12 protein-coding genes are annotated in these 19258 nt (G+C 73.7%); 9 read left to right on the top strand and 3 right to left on the bottom strand.

Annotated features, from left to right (window positions below):
• Window positions 1–20: 20 nt before the first annotated feature.
• Window positions 21–761, bottom strand: a complete 741-nt coding sequence (locus tag V6U82_RS02040; protein WP_334458816.1) for a hypothetical protein — start codon at window positions 759–761, stop codon at window positions 21–23.
• A gap of 181 nt (window positions 762–942) precedes the next feature.
• Here V6U82_RS02040 and V6U82_RS02035 point away from each other — a divergent pair, with 181 nt between their 5' ends.
• Both V6U82_RS02035 and V6U82_RS02030 read left to right on the top strand, forming a co-directional pair.
• The gene (locus V6U82_RS02035; protein ID WP_334458814.1) at window positions 943–3657 is read left to right on the top strand and encodes a cation-translocating P-type ATPase; all 2715 of its coding nucleotides are present in this window, start codon (window positions 943–945) and stop codon (window positions 3655–3657) included.
• Window positions 3658–3678: 21 nt separating this feature from the next.
• Window positions 3679–4560 (top strand): universal stress protein, encoded by an 882-nt coding sequence (locus V6U82_RS02030; RefSeq protein WP_334458813.1) that lies wholly within the window; start codon window positions 3679–3681, stop codon window positions 4558–4560.
• 13 nt (window positions 4561–4573) lie between these two features.
• Here V6U82_RS02030 and V6U82_RS02025 read toward each other — a convergent pair whose 3' ends face one another.
• The gene (locus V6U82_RS02025) at window positions 4574–4873 is read right to left on the bottom strand and encodes an STAS domain-containing protein (RefSeq protein WP_128138915.1); all 300 of its coding nucleotides are present in this window, start codon (window positions 4871–4873) and stop codon (window positions 4574–4576) included.
• On the bottom strand, window positions 4870–9018 hold the full coding sequence (locus tag V6U82_RS02020) for a SpoIIE family protein phosphatase (protein WP_334458811.1): 4149 nt from the start codon (window positions 9016–9018) through the stop codon (window positions 4870–4872). The genes V6U82_RS02025 and V6U82_RS02020 overlap by 4 nt, the downstream gene beginning before the upstream one ends.
• Window positions 9019–9317: 299 nt before the next feature.
• Between V6U82_RS02020 and rph the strand changes: the two genes are divergently transcribed.
• The 7 genes from rph to mmsB all read left to right on the top strand — a co-directional run bounded on the left by rph (window position 9318) and on the right by mmsB (window position 19207).
• Entirely contained in the window at window positions 9318–11909 is a 2592-nt protein-coding gene (rph, locus tag V6U82_RS02015; protein ID WP_334458810.1) for a rifamycin-inactivating phosphotransferase, read from the top strand.
• A gap of 49 nt (window positions 11910–11958) precedes the next feature.
• The gene (locus V6U82_RS02010; RefSeq protein WP_334458808.1) at window positions 11959–12327 is read left to right on the top strand and encodes a MerR family transcriptional regulator; all 369 of its coding nucleotides are present in this window, start codon (window positions 11959–11961) and stop codon (window positions 12325–12327) included.
• Window positions 12328–12369: 42 nt separating this feature from the next.
• Window positions 12370–13464: an oxidoreductase gene (locus tag V6U82_RS02005; protein ID WP_334458807.1), complete on the top strand. Its 1095-nt coding sequence runs from the start codon at window positions 12370–12372 to the stop codon at window positions 13462–13464.
• Between the two features lie 181 nt (window positions 13465–13645).
• Window positions 13646–14998 (top strand): endo-1,4-beta-xylanase, encoded by a 1353-nt coding sequence (locus tag V6U82_RS02000; protein WP_334458806.1) that lies wholly within the window; start codon window positions 13646–13648, stop codon window positions 14996–14998.
• Window positions 14999–15199: 201 nt separating this feature from the next.
• Complete coding sequence (gene chvE / locus V6U82_RS01995; RefSeq protein ID WP_071094585.1) at window positions 15200–16339, top strand: multiple monosaccharide ABC transporter substrate-binding protein; 1140 nt, start codon at window positions 15200–15202, stop codon at window positions 16337–16339.
• A gap of 82 nt (window positions 16340–16421) precedes the next feature.
• Window positions 16422–17960, top strand: coding sequence for a multiple monosaccharide ABC transporter ATP-binding protein (gene mmsA / locus V6U82_RS01990; RefSeq protein WP_128137492.1), 1539 nt, complete (start codon window positions 16422–16424; stop codon window positions 17958–17960).
• Window positions 17957–19207: a multiple monosaccharide ABC transporter permease gene (gene mmsB, locus V6U82_RS01985; RefSeq protein ID WP_120569487.1), complete on the top strand. Its 1251-nt coding sequence runs from the start codon at window positions 17957–17959 to the stop codon at window positions 19205–19207. Before mmsA ends, mmsB begins: the two co-directional genes overlap by 4 nt.
• Window positions 19208–19258: the final 51 nt, after the last annotated feature.

Below are 19258 nucleotides of genomic sequence, written 5' to 3'. Positions count from 1 at the left end.
CCGCGCGGCAAACCGGTGCGTCAGCGCGGCGGCGAGACGTACAGGCCCGTCTTGCAGCCGGTCTCGCCCGGTTCCAGCCAGATCCGGTCGTACCCGGGGGATTCGATCTTCCCGGCCGGTGTGCGGACGAGCAGCAGGCAGTCCCGTTCGGCCGGTACGCCGACGGCGGCGACGAGCGCGCCCTCGTGCACCGTCGTGTCGACGGTGATCCAGTCCTGCGGGAAGGCCGCCCGCACGGCGCTCGCCAGCGTGTCCGGGGTGGCGGTGCGCAGCACGGCGGTGAGCCGCTGCCGCCCGTCCTCGGGCACCCTCGGCACCGGCGCGGCGGTGGGCGGCGAGGGAGCGGGGCCGCTCGGACAGTCGATCTCGTGGTACGTCGTGTAGCGGTAGAGCTCGAACTCGTAGCGGTAGCAGCGCGCGGCCTCACCGGCGCTGTTGCTCGCGCCACCGATCGACACAGGCGGCTGCTCCGGCACCGTCACCACGAACCGCACGTCGACTGTGGCCCGCTCGTCCCCGGCGGTGCGGCCGGACCAGGCCAGCGCCTCCCGCCGGACCGTCGCACCGCCGCCCGCCGCGGCGTCCTCCGGCTCCTGGATGATCTCGGCCGCCGCGATCGACCCGGCGTCGCGTACCCGGGTGCGGTGTCCCAGGTCCGTGTTGAGCTGCTTCGCCTCCACCGCCGCGGCGTCGCGCGCCAGCGTGTCGCCGCTCTCCTCCCCGATCCCCTTCCCGCATCCGGCCGATGCGAGGAGGAGCACCGCGAGCGTGTACCGGATCCACCGGTGATGGGACGAAGCTTCCGGCCCGATGGCGCTGCGTGTCCGGCTCACCGCGCCGACGTTACCGGCGAGCCGGGCGCCGCGCTGCCCCGTACGCGGGGGCCGTTGGTCCCGGGTCCGACAGGCCCTCGGCCCTGCGACCCGGGCCCACCAGCGCGGCATGCTGGGATTGCCCGGCGCGGGCGGCGACGACATGGAGGACGATGTGGTGATCAACGGCGGGCCCGCTACAGCGACGACGCCCACCGAGATCTCTCCGGCCCCCGCGAGCGGGCTCGGCTCGGCCGAGGCGGCCGCCCGGCTGCGCGCCGACGGGCCGAACACCGTGGCCGCCCCGCGCAAGCGCGGGCTGGCCGGGCGGGTGTTCCGCCAGCTCACCGACCCCCTGGTGGCGCTCCTGCTGGCCGCCGCCGTGGTGACGACGCTGCTGCGCGACTACCCGGACACCGCCGTGATCGTGCTGGTCGTCCTGATCAACACGGCGATCGGCGTGGTGCAGGAGGTACGCGCCGACCGGGCCGTCGCCGCGCTGGACCGGCTCGCCGCACCGGCCGCGCGCGTGGTCCGCGACGGCCGTGACCTCGTGCTGCCCGCAGCCGACCTGGTCCGCGGCGACCTGGTGCGGCTGGAGGCCGGCGACGTGGTGCCCGCCGACCTGGACCTCACCGACGCGGTACGCCTCAACCTGGACGAGTCGGCGCTGACCGGCGAGTCGGTGCCGGTGGCCCGGGTCGCGGGGGAGGAGGCCAGCGCGGGCACCGTGGTCACCACCGGCCGCGCCACCGGGACCGTGGTGCGCACCGGCGCGGCGAGCGCGCTGGGCCGGATCAGCGCCCTGGTCGCGGCGACCCGGCCGGCGCCCACCCCGCTGCAACGACGCCTGTCCTCGCTCGGCCGGGTGCTCGGCCTGACTGCCGTGGTGCTCTCCGGGCTGGTCTTCGCGATCGGCGTGCTCGACGGGCGGCCGGTCACGCAGATGGCGGTCACCGCCGTCAGCCTCGTGGTGGCGGCCGTGCCGGAGTCGCTGCCCGCTGTCGTCACGCTCGCGCTCGCCCTGGGCGCGCGCCGGATGGCCGGCAGCCGGGCCATCCCCCGCCGGCTGCACGCGGTGGAGACCCTCGGCTCGGTCACCGTGATCGCCTCCGACAAGACCGGCACGCTCACCGAGGGCCGGATGGCGGTGCAGTACGCCGTCGTCCCCGGCCGCGACCGGTACGCCGTGACCGGCACCGGCTACGCGCCCGACGGCGAGGTGCACCACCGGGGCGAACCGGTGAGCGCCCCGGACGAGCTGCGCGCCCTCGCCCGTGCCGGGCTGCTCTGCAACGACGCCACGGTGACGCCGCCGACCGACGAGCGGCCGGAGTGGACCGCGATCGGCGACCCGCTGGAGGCGGCGCTGGTCACCTTCGGCGCCCGCTGCGGCCTCGACCCGGACGCCACCCGCGACGCCTGGCCCCGGGTGGCGGAGGCCCCGTTCGACCAGGACCTGCGCCGGATGACCACCGTGCACCGCCGCTGCGACGGACGCTACCTGGTGGTCTGCAAGGGCGCTCCGGAGAACCTGCTGGCCGCGCCGCTGGTGGACGCCGACGCCGGGGAGCTGGCCGAGCTGACCGACGCCGCGCACCGGCTCGCCACCGAAGGGCTGCGGGTGCTGGCGGTGGCCTCGGCGGTGGTCGACACCCTGCCGGACCCGGCCCGGCCGGCCGGCCTGCGCCCGCTGGGCCTGGTCGCGGTCGGCGACCCGCTGCGCGCGGCGGCACCCGGCATCGCCGCGGGCTTCGAGGAGGCCGGCATCCGGCTGGTCCTCATCACCGGCGACCACCCGGCGACCGCCGCCGCCATCGGCGGGCGGCTCGGGCTCTGGCGCGACGGCGACCCGCTCGCCAACGGCGACGACGGCGACCCCGGCCGCGCCCACCCCGGAACCCGGGTGTACGCGCGGACCCAGCCGGAACAGAAGCTCGACATCATCGCCGGCCTCCAGACCCAGGGGCACGTGGTGGCGATGACCGGCGACGGCGTCAACGACGCCCCGGCGCTGCGCCGCGCGGACATCGGCGTGGCGATGGGCGGCGGCACCGAGGTGGCCCGGCAGGCCTCCGACCTGGTGCTCGTCGACGACGACCTGACCACTGTGGCGACCGCCATCGGCGAGGGCCGCCGGATCTACGACAACATCCGCCGGTTCCTGCGGTACGCCCTCGCCGGTGGCGTCGCCGAGATCGCGGTGATGCTGCTCGGCCCGCTGTTCGGCCTGCCGGTGCCGCTGCTGCCGGCGCAGATCCTCTGGATCAACCTGCTCACCCACGGCGTTCCCGGCGTGGCGCTCGGCGCGGAACCGGCCGAGCCGGGCACGCTGCGCCGGCCGCCCCGCTCGCCACAGGAGTCGGTGCTCGGCGCCGGCCTGGGCCGGGACGTGCTGCTCACCGGCGGGCTGATCGCCGCGGCGACGCTGGGCGCCGGCGTGTGGGCCGCGGCGGCGGACCGGCCGTGGCAGTCGGTGGTGTTCGTGGTCCTAGGCCTGGCCCAGCTCGGCGTCGCGCTGGCGGTCCGCGCCATCCGTACCCCGGGCTCTCGCGAGCGCAACCTCGCGCTGCCGGTGGCGGTCGCGGTCTCCGCCGTCCTCCAGGTGGCGGGCGTGCTGCTGCCGCCGCTGCGGGATCTGCTCGGCACGTCCCCGCTCAGCGCGCTCGACCTGCTCGCCTGCGCCGCGATCGGCGTGCTGCCCGGGCTGGTGCTGCGGCTGACCCGACGCTTCCGCGGGACCGACGACCCCCGGGCCGGGGCCGACGACCCCCGGACCGGGACCAACGACCCCCACGCCGGGACCGCCGGCCCTGCCGGGCCGGCCGCCGGACGGGCAGGCTGAGGACGAGTGAAGGAGGACGTCATGACGATCCACTCGCAGGCCCCCGTCGTGGTGGGCGTGGACGGCTCCGCCGCCTCGCTGGACGCGGTCCGGGTGGCCGCCCGCGAGGCCGCCGACCGGAACCGGCCGCTGCAGGTGGTGCACGCGTTCATCTGGCCGCTGACCCGCGCGCCGCTCACCCCGGCCCCGGGTGCGCCCGCCGGCGCCGGCCTGCGCAACCAGGCGGAGCGGTGCGTCGCCGAGGCGGTCGCCGAGGCGGGCAAGGTCGCGCCGGACGTACCGGTCACCGGCGTGGTGGTCGACGGCGCGCCGGCGGCGGTGCTGGTCGCCGAGTCCCGCGACGCCGCGCTGATGGTGCTCGGCCACCGGGGCCTGGGCGGGTTCGCCGGCCTGCTGATCGGCTCGGTCACGCTCCAGGTGTCGGCCCGCGCGCACTGCCCGGTGCTGGTGACACGCGGCGAGGCCCGCGCGGACGGGCCGGTCGTGGTCGGTGTGGACGGCTCCGAGCTGTCCACCGCGGCGGTCGGGTTCGCCTACGAGGAGGCCGCCCGCCGGGGCGCCCCGCTGATCGTGGTGCACGCCTGGCTGTACCCCACTCCGATCGGCCCCGGCGACATCCTGCCGCTGGTGTACGACCCGGAGGCGCTCGCCGAGGAGTCCCGGCGGGTCGTCGCCGAGTCGATCGCCGGCTGGGCCGAGCGTTACCCGGACGTGCCGGTGCGGCAGCGGTCGCTCCGCGGCGCCCCGGCCCGGGTGCTGGTGGAGGAGTCGAAGGACGCCCAGCTTGTGGTGGTCGGCGCGCACGGCCGGGGCGCGCTGAGCGGGCTGCTGCTCGGCTCGGTCAGCCACGCGGTGCTGCACCACGCCCACTCGCCGCTGGTGATCGTGCGCGACGGCGCCTGACGCCGCGACGGCGTCAGGCGCTGCGGACCGTGGTGAGGTCGGCCAGCCCGGAGATGCTCAGCAGCGGCTCCAGCAGCGGTCCGGCGATCAGCGCGATCCGGTCGGCGTGCGGGAACAGCGCGGCCAGCCCGGCGCTGTCCAGGTACTCCACCTTGGTCAGGTCCACGACCAGAGGCGCGCCCTCGGGGCGTACCGCTTCGGCCAGCGCGTCGGCGAAGGCGGACGCGTTGCTCATGTCGATCTCACCGACAGCGGCCAGCACGCGGGCGCCGTCGGGACTGTCGCTCGTGGTCAGGGTCAGAGACGTGCTCATGGCGTGATCCTCGCCTGCATGTCGACTGTGGTGCCGGTGGCTCCAGGGGTGACGCTGATGTTGTCCATCAGCGCGCGCATGAGCACGATTCCCCGGCCGCGGTGCAGGTCGGGGGGCCGGTTCCGGTCCCGCCATCGGCCGCTGTCGGTGACGCTCAGGCGAAGGTCGCCGGCCGTGGCGGCGGCGCGCAGCCGGATCCGCCCGCCCGGGTCGTCGCGGTGCCCGTGCTCGATCGCGTTGGCGCACGCCTCACCGGCCGCCACCAGGATGTTGTAGGCGTGGGCCGGGGCCAGCCCGCAGCGGTCCAGCCATCCCCGCAGCGCGGTGCGGACCTCGGCCAGCCGGGTCGACTCGGCCGGGAACTCCAGCTCCAGCGGCCCGGGGTGGCGGTAGAGCAGCATGGCCACGTCGTCGTGGTAGCCGCCGTCGGGGGTGAGCCGGTCCATGATCTCGGTCGCCAGGACCTCGACCGGGGCGTGGTGGCCCTGCTGGATGGCGTCGGTGGCGCGGGCGATCCCGGCGGTGATGGGCTGGCGGCGGCGTTCCACCAGGCCGTCGGTGTAGAGCATCAAGGTGGCGCGTGGTTGCACCTTTGCCTCCGCCTCCGGGCGTTCCTCCCCCGGACGGACGGCCAGCGGCCGGGACCGGCCGTGCTGGAGGAGTTCGGGAGTGCCGTCGGCGCGGACCACGATGGCCGGCGGGTGACCGGCGCTGGAGTAGCGCATGAGTCCGGTGGCCGGGTCCAGCACGCCGCAGAACACGGTGGCGCAGGAGGCGCCCGGCAGCAGCGCGGCGAACCGGTCCAGGGCCACGAGCGTGCGGGCCGGGCTCGGGTCCTGCAACAGCAGCGCCCGGCAGGCGCTGCGCAGCTGCCCCATCACCGTCGCGGCCTGAAGGCCGTGTCCGACGCAATCGCCGACCACGATGCCGATGCGCCCGTCCGGCAGTTCGACGGTGTCGTACCAGTCGCCGCCGACCTTGAGCGGCATCGCGGCGGGGGAGTACCGGACCGCGAATCCGGCGGGCAGCTGCGCCGGGCCGAGGATCGCCCGTTGCAGGGCCAGCGCCGTCTCCCGCTGCTGGTCGATCTGGTGCACCCGGTGCAGCCCCTGACCGATGTGGCCGGCCAGCAGCGCCAGCAGGGTCTGGTCCTGTTCGGTGAAGGGCCGCTTCTCGCCCAGGTCGATCCAGAGCGCCATGGTGCCGTACGGGTGCTCGACGGTGATGCCGGCGCCGTGCGTACGCGTCGCCACCGGCGTCAGCAACGGGGTGTCCCGCAGCGCCAGCAACGCCTGCCGGCGCTCCTGCGGCAACGTGTCCCAGCGTGCCGCCGGGTCGGTGGCGGTCACGTCGGGGGCGGGCAGGTCGCCGAAGACGGCGGTGAGCACGCCGGCGGCCCGCCACAGCTTGCGCAGCTCGTCCAGCACCCCGAGCAGCGCCTCGGTGAGGTCGTCCGCCTGGGACAGCCGCATGCTGAGTCCGGCCAGCGCGGTCTCCCGCTGGACGGCGTAGTGCTCGGCGGTGACGTCGCGGAACGTGCCGACGATCATCCGGCGGCCGCTGTCCGGGTCGTCGACCTGGTTGAACGCGGCCGAGATCCAGATGCGGTGCCCGTCGCGATGGGTCACCGGCACGGTGTAGGTGCCACGGGTCTGCCCCACGAGCGTCGAGAACGCGGCCGCCACCTGGCGGTGCGCCTCGGGCTCCGCCTCCCGGTCCGGCCACCACGGGTGCACCGCCGGATAGGGCAGGCCCTCGGTCCCGTAGCCGAGGATGCCGGTGAACGCCGCGTTGATCTCGACGACCGCGCCGTCCTCGTCGCAGACGAAGAACGCCTCCTGCAACGAGTCGACGAGCGCGGTACGCCAGCGGGCGTGGTGGTTGCGCAGCCGGGCCAGCTCCACGTTCGCCCGGACGCGGGCCAGCAGCTCGGCGGCCGGGAACGGCTTGACCAGGTAGTCGTCGGCGCCGGCCTCCAGCCCTTCGATCGAGGCCTCCTGACCGGCGCGGGCGGAGAGCAGCAGCACCGGCGTGCCGGCCGTACGCTGGTCGGCGCGCAGCGCGGCGACCAGTTGCAGGCCGTCGAGCCGGGGCATCATCACGTCGCTGACCACCAGGTCGGGGGTGTGCGCGCGGGCGGCGTCCAGCGCGGCCCGGCCGTCGGCGACCGCCTGCACCTCGTGCCCAGCAGAGCGCAGCAGCCGGGTGAGGTACTCCCGCATGTCGGCGTTGTCGTCGGCCACCAGGACGCGGGCCGGCGCTCCGCCGGGCAGCGGCTGGACCGGCCCGTCGGCCGGGTCGTCGCCGCCGACGGCGGCCCCCGGGCCGGCGGGCAGCCAGCGCAGCGCCTCCTGCACGAACGGCTCGGCCGACGCCGGCGTCCTTCCGGCGCCCGCCGGGGCGAGCGCGTCGGCGGGCAGGTGCGCGGCGCCGAACGGCAGCCGGATCGTGAAGGTGGTGCCCCGGCCCACCGCGCTGTCCGCGTCGATGTCGCCGCCGTGCAGCGTGACCAGCTCCTTGACCAGGGCGAGGCCGATCCCGCTGCCCTCGTCGGAACGGGAGCGGGCGTTCTCGATGCGGTGGAACCGCTCGAACAGGCGCGGCATCTCCTCGGCGGGTACGCCGATGCCGGTGTCGGAGATCCGCAGCACCGCCGAGTCGCCCTCGTCGCGCAGCTCCACCCGGATGGTGCCGTCGAAGGTGAACTTCAGCGCGTTGCTGAGCAGGTTCAGCACCACCTTCTCCCACATGCCGCGGTCCAGGTGCACCGGCTCGGGCAGGGGCGGGCAGTCGACCTCGAAGGACAGGCCGGCGCGTTCGATCGCCGACCGGAAGACGCTCGCCAGGTCGGCGGTCACCGCGGCCAGGTCCACCGGCTCGTAGCGGGCCTGCATCCGCCCGGCCTCGATCCGGGAGAAGTCGAGCAGGCTGTTGACCAGCTTGCCCAGGCGCAGCCCGTTGCGGCGGATCACGTCGAGTTCGGCGCGGACCCGGTCGTCGGCGCCCTGCAACCGGCCCCGCAGCTCGTCCAGCGGTCCCATGATCAGGGTGAGCGGGGTGCGGAACTCGTGGCTGATGTTGGAGAAGAACGCGGTCTTCGCGCGGTCCAGCTCGGCGAGCTCCTCGGCCCGCCGCTGCTGCGCCTGGTAGCTGCGGGCGCTGGCGATGCCGGTGGCCAGATGCCCGGCGGTCAGCTCGACGAAGCCGCGGTACCCGTCGTCCAGCGCCCGGTAGCGGTTCAGCCCGGCGACCAGGAACCCGTACGGCGCCCCGCCCTGCTGCCGCAGCGGCACCAGGAGCGCCTCGGCCGGCGCGGCGGGCCAGACACCCGCGGGCAGGTCCGTGAAGGCCGGGCCGTCGAGCGCGACCGGCACCGAATCGCCCTCGGTCAGGGCGCCGGCCGGCCACGGGGCGGCAGGGTCGCCGGGGGACAGCGTGGCCGGGGCCGCCGGGTGACCCGCCGCCAGGCCGGTCGCCTCCACCAGCCGGGCACCGCCGTCGTCGTCGTACAGGTAGGTGAGCGTGAACGGCAGGTCCTGCGGGTTGCGGGCGAGCTGGCGGCTGACGAACGCGAGCGTCTCCTGCTCGGTGCGGATCACGCTCGGGTCCGAGCCGAGGTCGCGCAGCGTGGCCATCCGCCGCTCGCCGATGACCCGCTCGGTGTCCTCGCTGACCACGCAGAGCATCCCGACCAGGCTGCCGTCGTCGGCGCGCAGCGGGCTGTAGGAGAACGTGTGGTACGTCTCCTCGCGGTAGCCGGCCCGCTCCAGGAACAGCAGCAGCCCTTCGTCCCAGGTCGCCTCGCCGGTGCGCAGCACGGTGTCGACCCGGGGGCCGATGTCGTCCCAGATCTCCGCCCACACCTCGTTCGCCGGACGCCCCAGCGCCCACGGGTACTTGCGGCCGAGCGTGTCCCGCCGGTAGGCGGCGTTGCAGAAGAAGGTGAGCTGCGGCCCCCAGGCCATCCACATCGGGAACCGGGAGGACAGCAGGATCCGCACCGCGGTCCGCAGGCTCTGCGGCCAGGTGCCCGGCGGGCCCAGGGGGTGCGCCGACCAGTCGATGCGTGCCAGGTCCGGCCCGATCTCACCGTCGACGGCGAAGACGTCGGCACGCGTACGCGGGTCGGTGTCAGCGCCGCTCATCGCACGAGTCTCCCCCACCCCACCTGATCCCGCTCGTCCGGGCCGCGTCGCACCGCGGCCTCGTGGTCGCTTCTTGCCCCGTCGCGCCCCCGGCACTCCACCCGGGGCGGGGAGATCTGACTCACGTGACGGCAGCGGGTCGGGGCAGGGGGACGTGACGACCCCAAAACGAAAGGCAAGGAGAAAACTCTCCTCGCCACTATCAACATATATCGCACCCCGGGTCTTGCCGCAAGGCCCCGGTCATGCCGCACAATCATCGGCCGGTGCGGGTTGAGCTGCGAAAACGGGGGCACAGCATGACCGGACGGTACGTGTGGGAACTGCACGAGGCCGACGAGACGCGGATCGCCGCGGTCGGCGGCAAGGGCGCGCATCTGGGGGCGCTGACGCGGATCGACGGGGTGCGCGTACCCGGTGGTTTCTGCGTCACGACGGACGCCTTCCGGCTGGTGGCGCGGGCGCCGTCGCTGGTCGGCCCGCTGGACCGGCTCGCCGGCGCGGACGCGGACGACCCGGCGGCGATCCGGACGGCCGCCGCCGAGGTCCGTCGCGCCGTCGAGCGGACCGCGCTGCCCGCCGACGTCGCGGCGGCGGTCACCGCCGCGTTGTCCCGGCTCGGTCCGGACGCCGCGTACGCGGTGCGGTCGAGCGCGACGGCGGAGGACCTGCCGACCGCCTCGTTCGCGGGCCAGCAGGACACCTACCTGAACGTGGTGGGCACGGCCGAGGTGCTGCGGCACGTCAGCCGCTGCTGGGCCTCGCTGTTCACCGACCGCGCGGTGACCTACCGGCGGCGCCACGGCATCGACGACCGGGCCGTGGACATGGCCGTGGTGGTGCAGCGGATGGTCTTCCCGGACGCGGCCGGGGTCATGTTCACCGCCGACCCGGTCACCGGGAACCGGACGGTGGTCTCGGTGGAGGCCGGTTTCGGCCTCGGTGAGGCCCTGGTGTCCGGCCTGGTGAACCCGGACGTCTTCACGGTGCGCGACGGCGCGGTGGTCGGCCGGACGATCGGCGCGAAGTCGCGGGCGGTGCACGCGGCGCCCGGCGGCGGCACCCGGGAGACGCCCGTCGACCCGGCGCGGCAGGCGTCGCCCGCGCTGACCGACGCGCAGGCGGTACGCCTGGCCGCGCTGGGCCGGCGGATCGAGGCGCGCTTCGGCCGTCCGCAGGACATCGAGTGGGCCCTGACCGCCGACGACGTCCACATCCTGCAGAGCCGGCCGATCACCACGCTGTTCCCGGTGCCGGCGGCCGCCGCCGACGGGCGGTTCCACGTCTACCTGTCGGTCGGCCACCAGCAGATGATGACCGACGCCATGAAGCCGCTGGGCCTGTCGATGTGGCGCCTCACCGCCATGGCGCAGATGCACGAGGCGGGCGGCCGGCTGTTCGTCGACGCCACGCCGCACCTGTCCACCCCGGCGGGCCGTTCCGCGTTCCTGGACATGATCGGCCGGGCCGACCCGCTCACCCGGGACGCGCTGGAGACGGTCCTCACCCGCGACGTCGTGCCGGCCGCGCCGGACCCGGCCCCGGCCGGGCCGCCCGCGGGCGGGCCGCCACCGCCGGTCGACACCGACCCGGCGATCGTCGCCACGCTCGTCGAGCGCAGCCAGGCGTCCGTCGCCGCCCTGCGCCGCGACATCAGCGCCCGGTCCGGACCCGAGCTGTTCGACTTCCTGACCGAGGCGTTCGCCGAGCACAAGCGGGTGCTCACCGACCCGCTGAGCGGCCAGGTGATCATGGAGGGGATGCAGGCCACCTGGTGGCTCAACGACAAGCTGGGGGAGTGGCTCGGCGAGCGCGACGCGGCCGACACGCTCACGCTGTCCGCGCCCGGCAACGTCACCTCCGAGATGGGGCTGGCGCTGCTCGACGTGGCCGACGTGATCCGCGCGTACCCCGAGGTGGTGGCGTTCCTGCGGGACGCCGACGACGGGTTCCTGGACGAGCTGCCGAAACTGCCGGGCGGCCCGGAGTCGCGCGAGGCCATCGAGGGCTACCTCGACCGGTACGGCATGCGCTGCGTCGGCGAGATCGACATCACCCGGCCCCGGTGGAGCGAGCGTCCGGCCACGCTCGTGCCGCTGATCCTGGACAACGTCCGCAACTTCGCCCCGGGCACCGCCGCGCGCCGCTTCGCGCAGGGCCGGGAGCGGGCCGAGGCGAAGGCCCGGGAGGTGCTCGACCGCCTGCGCGCGCTGCCCGACGGTGAGCGCAGGGCCGCCGAGACGCAGGCGATGATCGAGCGGGTGCGGACGTTCGTCGGCTACCGGGAGTACCCGAAGTACGACATCGTGAGCCGGTACGCCGTCTACAAGCAGGCGCTCATGGCCGAGGCCGGCCGGCTCGCGCGCGCCGGCGTGCTCGCCGCTGCCGAGGACGTCTTCTACCTGACGTTCGACGAGTTCCGCGAGGTCGCGGCCACCGGCCGGGTCGACGCCGGGCGGATCCGCGGGCGCCGGGAGGAGTTCCGGGCGCACCAGGCGCTCACCCCGCCCCGGGTGCTCACCTCCGACGGCGAGGCGATCAACGGCTCGTACCGGCGCGACGACGTGCCCCCGGGCGCCCTGGTCGGGCTGCCGGTCTCGGCCGGCGTCGTCGAGGGGCGGGCGCGGGTCGTGACGGACCTGGCCCGCGCCGACCTCAAGCCGGGCGACATCCTCGTCACCGCGCACACCGACCCGAGCTGGACGCCGCTGTTCGTGGGCGCCGCGGGCCTGGTGACCGAGGTGGGCGGGCTGATGACGCACGGCGCGGTGATCGCCCGCGAGTACGGCCTTCCGGCCGTGGTGGCGGTGCCGGACGCGACCCGGCTGATCCGCGACGGCGGGCGGATCCGGGTGCACGGCACCGACGGGTACGTCGAGCTGCTGTCCTGACCGGCGCGGCATGCTCGATGATGGACGTGCGGCGAGCGGGGGAGGCGCGATGCGGATCGGGGAGCTGTCGGCGCGTACCGGGGTCAGTGCCCGGTCGATCCGGTACTACGAGCAGCAGGGCCTGCTCGCCGCCGTGCGCACGGCGAGCGGGCAGCGGGTCTTCGCCGAGTCGGCGGTGGACCGGGTGCGGCTCATCCGGCGGCTGTTCGACGCCGGGCTGAGCAGCCGCCGGATGGCCGAGCTGCTGCCCTGCGTGACCGATCCGGAGATCCGCACCTCGTGGCTCACCGACCGGCTGCGGGAGGAGCGCACCCGGATGACCGCCGAGATGGCACGGCTCGCGCACGCCGTCGCGGTGCTCGACGACGTGGTGTCCGACATGGCGGTGACCGAGGACACCCGGGATCCGGCCGCCTGAGCGCTTGCCCTTGACACCGGTGTCAACTCCTAGCGTCGGGTCATGAACGCGATCCTGGACACCGCGTCGCCGGTGGCGCTGCTGGTGGAACCCGTCACCGTCGCCGGACTGCCGTTGCCGTCCCGCTTCGTGATGGCGCCGATGACCCGTAACCGCGCGCCGGGCGGCGTGCCGACGCCGGAGATGGCCGACTACTACCGGCGCCGCGCCGCGGCGGGCATCGGCCTCGTCGTCACCGAGGGCGTGCTGGTCGACCATCCCAGCGCCGGGCACGAGGACACCGTGCCCCGGATGACCGCCGGTGCGGCCGAGGCCGGCTGGCGGGGCGTGGTCGAGGCGGTGCACGCCGCCGGCGGCCGGATCGCCGCGCAGCTGTGGCACCTGGGCAGCCTGCGCGAACCGGTCGACGGCCGTCCGGCGTGGACCCCCTCGGGGGTACGCGAGCCGGGCCGCCCGGCGTCGTACGCGATGACCGCCGCCGACGTGGACGTGCTGCTGGCGGCGTACGCGGACGCGGCACGGGTCGCCGTGCGGGCCGGGTTCGACGCGATCGAGATCCACGCCGCGCACGGTTACCTGCTGGACGAGTTCCTGTGGCCGTACACGAACCGCCGGACCGACGCGTTCGGCGGCTCACCGGCGCGGCGGGCGGCGTTCCCGGCGGCCGTGGTGCGTGCGGTACGCGCGCAGGTCCCGGCGGGCCGCCCGGTGATCGTGCGGTTCTCGCAGTTCAAGGAGCGGGCGTTCGACGCCCGGATCGCCGAGACTCCGGCGGAGCTGGCGCAGATCCTCACCGCGTTCGCCGAGGCCGGCGCGGACGTGCTGCACGCCTCGCAGCGCCGCTTCTGGCAGCCCGTGTTCCCCGGCTCGGCGCTGAACCTGGCCGGGTGGGCCAAGCGTCTCACCGGCCTGCCGTCGATCACCGTGGGCTCGGTCGGGCTGCGGCGGGACTTCCTGCGACCCGACGGCGCGGAGTCGGTGGCGGGCCTGGCCGCGCGGCTGGCGGACGGGGAGTTCGACCTGGTCGCGCTCGGTCGCGCGCTGCTGGGCAACCCGGCGTGGGTGACGCACGCCGCCGCCGGACGGCTGGGCGAGATCGTCGACTACCGCAAGGCGCACGAGGACGTGTACCCCTAGGACCGGGGTGCCCGCAGGGGTTGACGCCGGGGGATGTTATCGCTCACAGTCGATGGCAGGGCATGAGCGCCGCAAGGCTCACCGGGCGAGCCGCGCTGGTCGTACCTCGACACCGCCGCCGGACGCGGGGGTCGAGGAGTCGCACCACCACCATCGCGTAACCCCCGGAAGAGGAATCCGCATGAGACGAAAGAGAGCCTTGCTGACCACCGGCATCCTGGCCGGCGCGCTCGCCGCCGGGATGGCGGTGGCCCTGGCGCCGGCCGCGAGCGCCGGCACCACGCTGCGCGCGGCGGCGGCCGAGAAGGGCCGCTACTTCGGCGCCGCTGTCGCCACCGGCAAGCTGTCCGACAACACGTACGCCACGGTGCTGAACCGCGAGTTCAACTCCGTGGTCGCCGAGAACGAGATGAAGTGGGACGCCACCGAGCCGCAGCAGGGGCGGTTCAGCTACACCGGCGGCGACCGGCTGGTCAGCCACGCCCGTGCCAACGGCATGTCGGTGCGCGGGCACACGCTGCTGTGGCACGCGCAGCAGCCGCCGTGGGCGCAGAGCCTGTCCGGCAGCGCGCTGCGCAACGCCGCGATCAACCACGTCACCCAGGTCGCCACCCACTTCCGCGGGCAGATCCACTCCTGGGACGTGGTGAACGAGGCGTTCGCCGACGGCGGCAGCGGCGGGCGCCGCGACTCGAACCTGCAGCGCACCGGCAACGACTGGATCGAGGCGGCGTTCCGGGCGGCCCGCGCGGCGGACCCGGGCGCGAAGCTCTGTTACAACGACTACAACACCGACGGCATCAACGCGAAGTCGACGGGCATCTACAACATGGTCCGCGACTTCAGGTCGCGCGGCGTGCCGATCGACTGCGTCGGCTTCCAGTCGCACCTGGGCACCACGATCCCCGGCGACTACCAGGCCAACCTCCAGCGTTTCGCCGACCTGGGCGTCGAGGTGCAGATCACCGAGCTGGACGTGATGACCGGCGGCAACCAGGCGAACATCTACGCCGCCGTGACCCGCGCCTGCCTGGCGGTGTCGCGCTGCACCGGCATCACCGTGTGGGGCGTACGGGACTGCGACTCGTGGCGCGGCTCGGACAACGCGCTGCTGTTCGACTGCGCGGGCAACAAGAAGGCGGCGTACAACGCGGTGCTGGACGCGCTGAACGCCGGCGGCAACAACCCGCCGCCGACCACGACCCCGCCGCCGAACAACCCGACCACGCCACCGCCGGGTCAGGGCGGGTGTACGGCCTCGGTGACGCTGAACTCCTGGACCGGTGGCTTCGTCGCCAACGTGAAGGTGACAGCCGGCTCGTCGGGCACCCGGGGGTGGACCGTCACCATGACCCTGCCGGGCGGCGCGAGCATCACCAACACCTGGAGCGCCACCGCCAGCGGGAGCAGCGGCACGGTGCGGTTCGCGAACGTGAGCTACAACGGCCAGCTCGGCGCCGGTCAGAGCACCGAGTTCGGGTTCCAGGGCAACGGCAGCGGATCGGGCATGACGCCCACCTGCTCCGCGACCTGAGCCGGGCCACCGCGGGGGCGGCGCGCCGTCGCCCCCGCGGTGCTCCACCACGTCGTCCCGTCCGACCTGGACTGCCGTCTCTGTTACGAGAAAGAGACATGCGCATTTCGCGCGATTGGTTGACGGGGCAACTTGTGAGCGTTAACACTCCCCGTGAGGGTTACCTGTGTCACAGGGACCGCCACGACAGGGAGGACGCTCGTGCGCAGACGACTTCTGGCCGCACTCAGCGGTGCCGCGCTCGCGATCAGCCTGGCCGCCTGCAGCGGCGAGGGCGCGGGAGGCGGCGGAGACACCAGCTCGGCCAAGCCCGGCGACCTGACGATCGGCGTCTCGATGCCGACGCAGACCTCGGAACGGTGGATCGCCGATGGCAACTCGGTGAAGGAGAAGCTCCAGGCGAAGGGCTACAAGGTCGACCTCCAGTACGCCGGGGACGACATCCCGACCCAGTCGCAGCAGATCGACCAGATGATCACCCAGGGCGCGGACGTGCTGGTCATCGCCCCGATCGACGGCACCGCGCTCAGCGGCCAGCTCCAGGCCGCCGCGGCCGCGAAGATCCCGGTCATCTCCTACGACCGGCTCATCCGCAACAGCCCGAACGTGAGCTTCTACGTCAGCTTCGACAACTACAAGGTCGGCGTGGCGCAGGCCAACGCGCTCCTGGTCGGGCTCGGCCTGCTCACCAAGGACGGCGCCAAGGGCACCGCGACCGGCCCGTTCAACGTGGAGCTGTTCGCCGGCTCGCTCGACGACAACAACGCCGGTTTCTTCTTCAACGGCGCGATGGACACGCTCAAGCCGTACTTCGACGCCGGGACGCTGAAGGTCAAGTCCGGACAGACCAAGATCGAGCAGGCCGCCATCCTGCGCTGGCAGCAGGAGACCGCGCAGAAGCGGATGGAGGACCTGCTCACCTCCAGCTACAACGACGGCAGCAAGGTCGACGGCGTGCTGTCGCCGTTCGACGGCCTGTCCCGGGGCATCATCACCGCGCTCCAGAACGCCGGCTACCGCGGCGGCGCCAAGAAGATGCCGGTGGTGACCGGCCAGGACGCCGAGGTCGCCTCGGTCAAGCTGATCAACGACGGCGTGCAGAGCTCGACGGTGTTCAAGGACACCCGGCTGCTGGCCGAGCAGGCGGTCATCGCCGCCGAGGCGTTCCTGCGCAAGGAGGAGCCGAAGGCCAACGAGACCAAGGCGTACAACAACGGCGTCAAGGTCGTGCCCGCGTTCCTGCTGCCGGTGCAGACCGTCTACAAGGAGGACATCAAGTCCGTCCTGATCGACTCCGGCTACCTGACCGAGCAGGAGGTCGCCGCGGGCCGGGCCGGCTGACCCGCGGCGACGGGCCCGGCGGCCGCCGCGCCACCGGGCCCGTCCGCTCCGGACACCACGACCACGAGCAGGACGGATACCCATGAGCGATCACATCCTCGAGATGCGTGGCATCACGAAGACCTTCCCGGGCGTGACCGCGCTCCAGGACGTCTCGCTCGCCGTACGGCGCGGCGAGATCCACGCGATCTGCGGTGAGAACGGCGCCGGCAAGTCCACCCTGATGAAGGTGCTGTCCGGCGTCTACCCGGCGGGCAGCTACGACGGCCAGATCGTCTTCGACGGCGAGCCGGTCGGGTTCCGGGGGATCCAGGACAGCGAGGCCCGCGGCATCGTCATCATCCACCAGGAGCTTGCCCTGGTGCCGTACCTGTCGATCGCCGAGAACATCTTCCTCGGCAACGAGCGCCGCGGCCGCGGCGGGCTCATCGACTGGCACCGGACCAACGCGGAAGCCGCGGCGCTGCTGCGGTCGGTCGGGCTGCACGAGAACCCGGTCACCCCGGTCATCCAGCTCGGCGTCGGCAAGCAGCAGCTCGTGGAGATCGCCAAGGCGCTGTCCAAGAAAGTGCGGCTGCTGATCCTCGACGAGCCGACCGCGGCCCTCAACGACATCGACTCGGCGCACCTGCTGGATCTGATGCGCCGGCTGCGCGAGCAGGGCATCACCTGCATCATGATCTCGCACAAGCTCGGCGAGATCACCGCCGTCGCCGACTCGACCACAGTCATCCGCGACGGCCGTACCGTCGAGACGCTGGACATGTCCGACGGCGCCGTCACCCAGGACCGGATCATCCGCGGCATGGTCGGCCGCGACCTGGCCGCCTTCTACCCGACCCGCAGCGTGACGCCCGGCGACGAGGTGCTGCGGATCGAGGACTGGTCGGTGCGCCACCCGACGCAGGACCGCCTGGTCGTCGACCGGGCCTCGCTGCACGTGCGGGCCGGGGAGGTCGTCGGCATCGCCGGCCTGATGGGCGCCGGGCGCACCGAGCTGGCGATGAGCGTGTTCGGCCGGGCGTACGGCCGGGACATCAGCGGCCGGCTCTTCGTCAGGGGCCGCGAGGTACGGGCCCGCACGGTGGCCGAGGCGATCGCGAACGGCATCGCCTACGCCACTGAGGACCGCAAGCACTACGGCCTCAACCTCATCGACGACGTGCGGGGAAACGTCTCGGCCGCCGCGCTCGACAAGCTGGCCCGGCGCGGCTGGATCGACGGCAACCGGGAGATCCAGGTCGCCGAGCGGGGCCGGCGCGACATGAACATCAAGGCGCCGACGGTGATGTCGGTGGTGGGCAAGCTCTCCGGCGGCAACCAGCAGAAGGTCGTGCTGGCGAAGTGGCTGTTCACCGACCCGGACGTGCTGATCCTCGACGAGCCGACCCGGGGCATCGACGTGGGCGCGAAGTTCGAGATCTACACGATCGTCAACCGGCTGGTGGCCGACGGCAAGGCCGTCGTGCTCATCTCCTCCGAGCTGCCCGAGCTGCTCGGCATGTGCGACCGCATCTACACCCTGGCGGCCGGCCGGGTCACCGGGGAGATGCCGGTGGCCGAGGCCACCCAGGAGAACCTGATGGAACTCATGACCAAGGACAGGGATCTCGTCCGATGACCAGCACGAAGCCTCCCCCCGCGTCGAAGATCGCCACCCCGGACACCGGCGCGGCGGCGACCCTGCACACCGGCACCAGTGACCCGCGCGCGCTGATCCTGGGCAACCTGCGCCAGAGCGGCATCTACATCGCCCTGGTGGTGATCGTGGCGCTGTTCGCGGTCCTCACCGACGGCGTCTCGCTGAGCCCCGGCAACCTGACGAACATCGTCCTGCAGTACTCCTACATCCTGGTGCTCGCGATCGGCATGGTCATCGTGATCATCGGCGGGCACATCGACCTGTCCGTGGGGTCGGTGGTGGCGCTCACCGGAGCGGTCTCGGCGGTGCTCGTCATCCGCGAGGGCATGCCCTGGTGGGCCGGCGTCCTGGCCGCGCTCGCGGTGGGCGTCGCGGTCGGCGCGTGGCACGGGCTCTGGGTCGCGTACGCCGGGATCCCGGCGTTCATCGTCACGCTGGCCGGCATGCTGCTGTTCCGTGGCCTGACGCTGCGCGTGCTGGACAACATCTCGCTGTCGCCGTTCCCGGAGGAGTACCAGCGGGTCGCCGCCGGATTCCTCAACGGACTGCTCGGCGGTCAGGGCTTCGACGCCTTCACGCTGTTCATCGGCGCGTTCGCCGTGGTCGGGTACGCGGTGAGCGTGTTCCGGACCCGCGTCGCCCGGGTGCGTCACGAGCAGCCGGTGGAGTCGTTCCCGCTGTTCGTCCTGCGGATCGTGGTGGTCGGCGCCGTGGTCATGTGGTTCGCCTGGCAGCTCGCCCACGCCCGGGGCCTGCCGATCGTGCTGATCGTGCTCGCCGTGCTCGTGCTCGTCTACGGCCTGCTCACCCGCCGTACGGTGTTCGGCCGTCAGGTGTACGCGATCGGCGGCAACCTGCCCGCGGCGATGCTGTCCGGCGTACGGGTGAAGCGGGTCAACTTCTGGATCTTCGTCAACATGGGCTTCCTGTCCGCCGTGGCGGGCGTGATCTACTCGTCCCGGTCCAACGGGGCCCAGCCGGCGGCGGGCAACATGTTCGAGCTGGACGCGATCGCGGCGGCGTTCATCGGCGGCGCGGCCGTCACCGGCGGCGTCGGCACCGTGGTCGGCGCCATGGTGGGTGGCCTGATCATGGCGGTGATGAGCAACGGGATGCAGCTCATGGGCGTCGACCAGTCCGTCCAGTCGGTGGTGAAGGGCCTGGTGCTGCTCGTCGCGGTGGCGTTCGACATCTGGAACAAGCGCCGGGCCGCCGGCGCCCGGTGACGGCCGGCCGGACGCTCGCCCCTTCGTCCGGCCGACCGCCGTTCACCGGCC

This window comes from Micromonospora sp. CPCC 205554, assembly GCF_036902745.1.
Classification (GTDB): Bacteria; Actinomycetota; Actinomycetes; order Mycobacteriales; family Micromonosporaceae; genus Micromonospora; species Micromonospora tulbaghiae.
The sequence above is the reverse complement of the archived record's forward strand: the minus strand, read 5'-3'. Positions and strand labels throughout refer to the sequence as shown.

What these genes read in the sequence shown, in the direction of transcription:
- V6U82_RS02030 (WP_334458813.1), top strand. Translation starts at nt 3,679, where the DNA reads ATGACGATCCACTCGCAGGCCCCCGTCGTGGTGGGCGTGGACGGCTCC.
- V6U82_RS02005 (WP_334458807.1), top strand. Translation starts at nt 12,370, where the DNA reads ATGAACGCGATCCTGGACACCGCGTCGCCGGTGGCGCTGCTGGTGGAA.
- mmsA (WP_128137492.1), top strand. Translation starts at nt 16,422, where the DNA reads ATGAGCGATCACATCCTCGAGATGCGTGGCATCACGAAGACCTTCCCG.
- V6U82_RS02000 (WP_334458806.1), top strand. Translation starts at nt 13,646, where the DNA reads ATGAGACGAAAGAGAGCCTTGCTGACCACCGGCATCCTGGCCGGCGCG.
- V6U82_RS02020 (WP_334458811.1), bottom strand. Translation starts at nt 9,018, where the DNA reads ATGAGCGGCGCTGACACCGACCCGCGTACGCGTGCCGACGTCTTCGCC.
- V6U82_RS02025 (WP_128138915.1), bottom strand. Translation starts at nt 4,873, where the DNA reads ATGAGCACGTCTCTGACCCTGACCACGAGCGACAGTCCCGACGGCGCC.
- V6U82_RS02010 (WP_334458808.1), top strand. Translation starts at nt 11,959, where the DNA reads ATGCGGATCGGGGAGCTGTCGGCGCGTACCGGGGTCAGTGCCCGGTCG.
- rph (WP_334458810.1), top strand. Translation starts at nt 9,318, where the DNA reads ATGACCGGACGGTACGTGTGGGAACTGCACGAGGCCGACGAGACGCGG.
- V6U82_RS02035 (WP_334458814.1), top strand. Translation starts at nt 943, where the DNA reads ATGCTGGGATTGCCCGGCGCGGGCGGCGACGACATGGAGGACGATGTG.
- mmsB (WP_120569487.1), top strand. Translation starts at nt 17,957, where the DNA reads ATGACCAGCACGAAGCCTCCCCCCGCGTCGAAGATCGCCACCCCGGAC.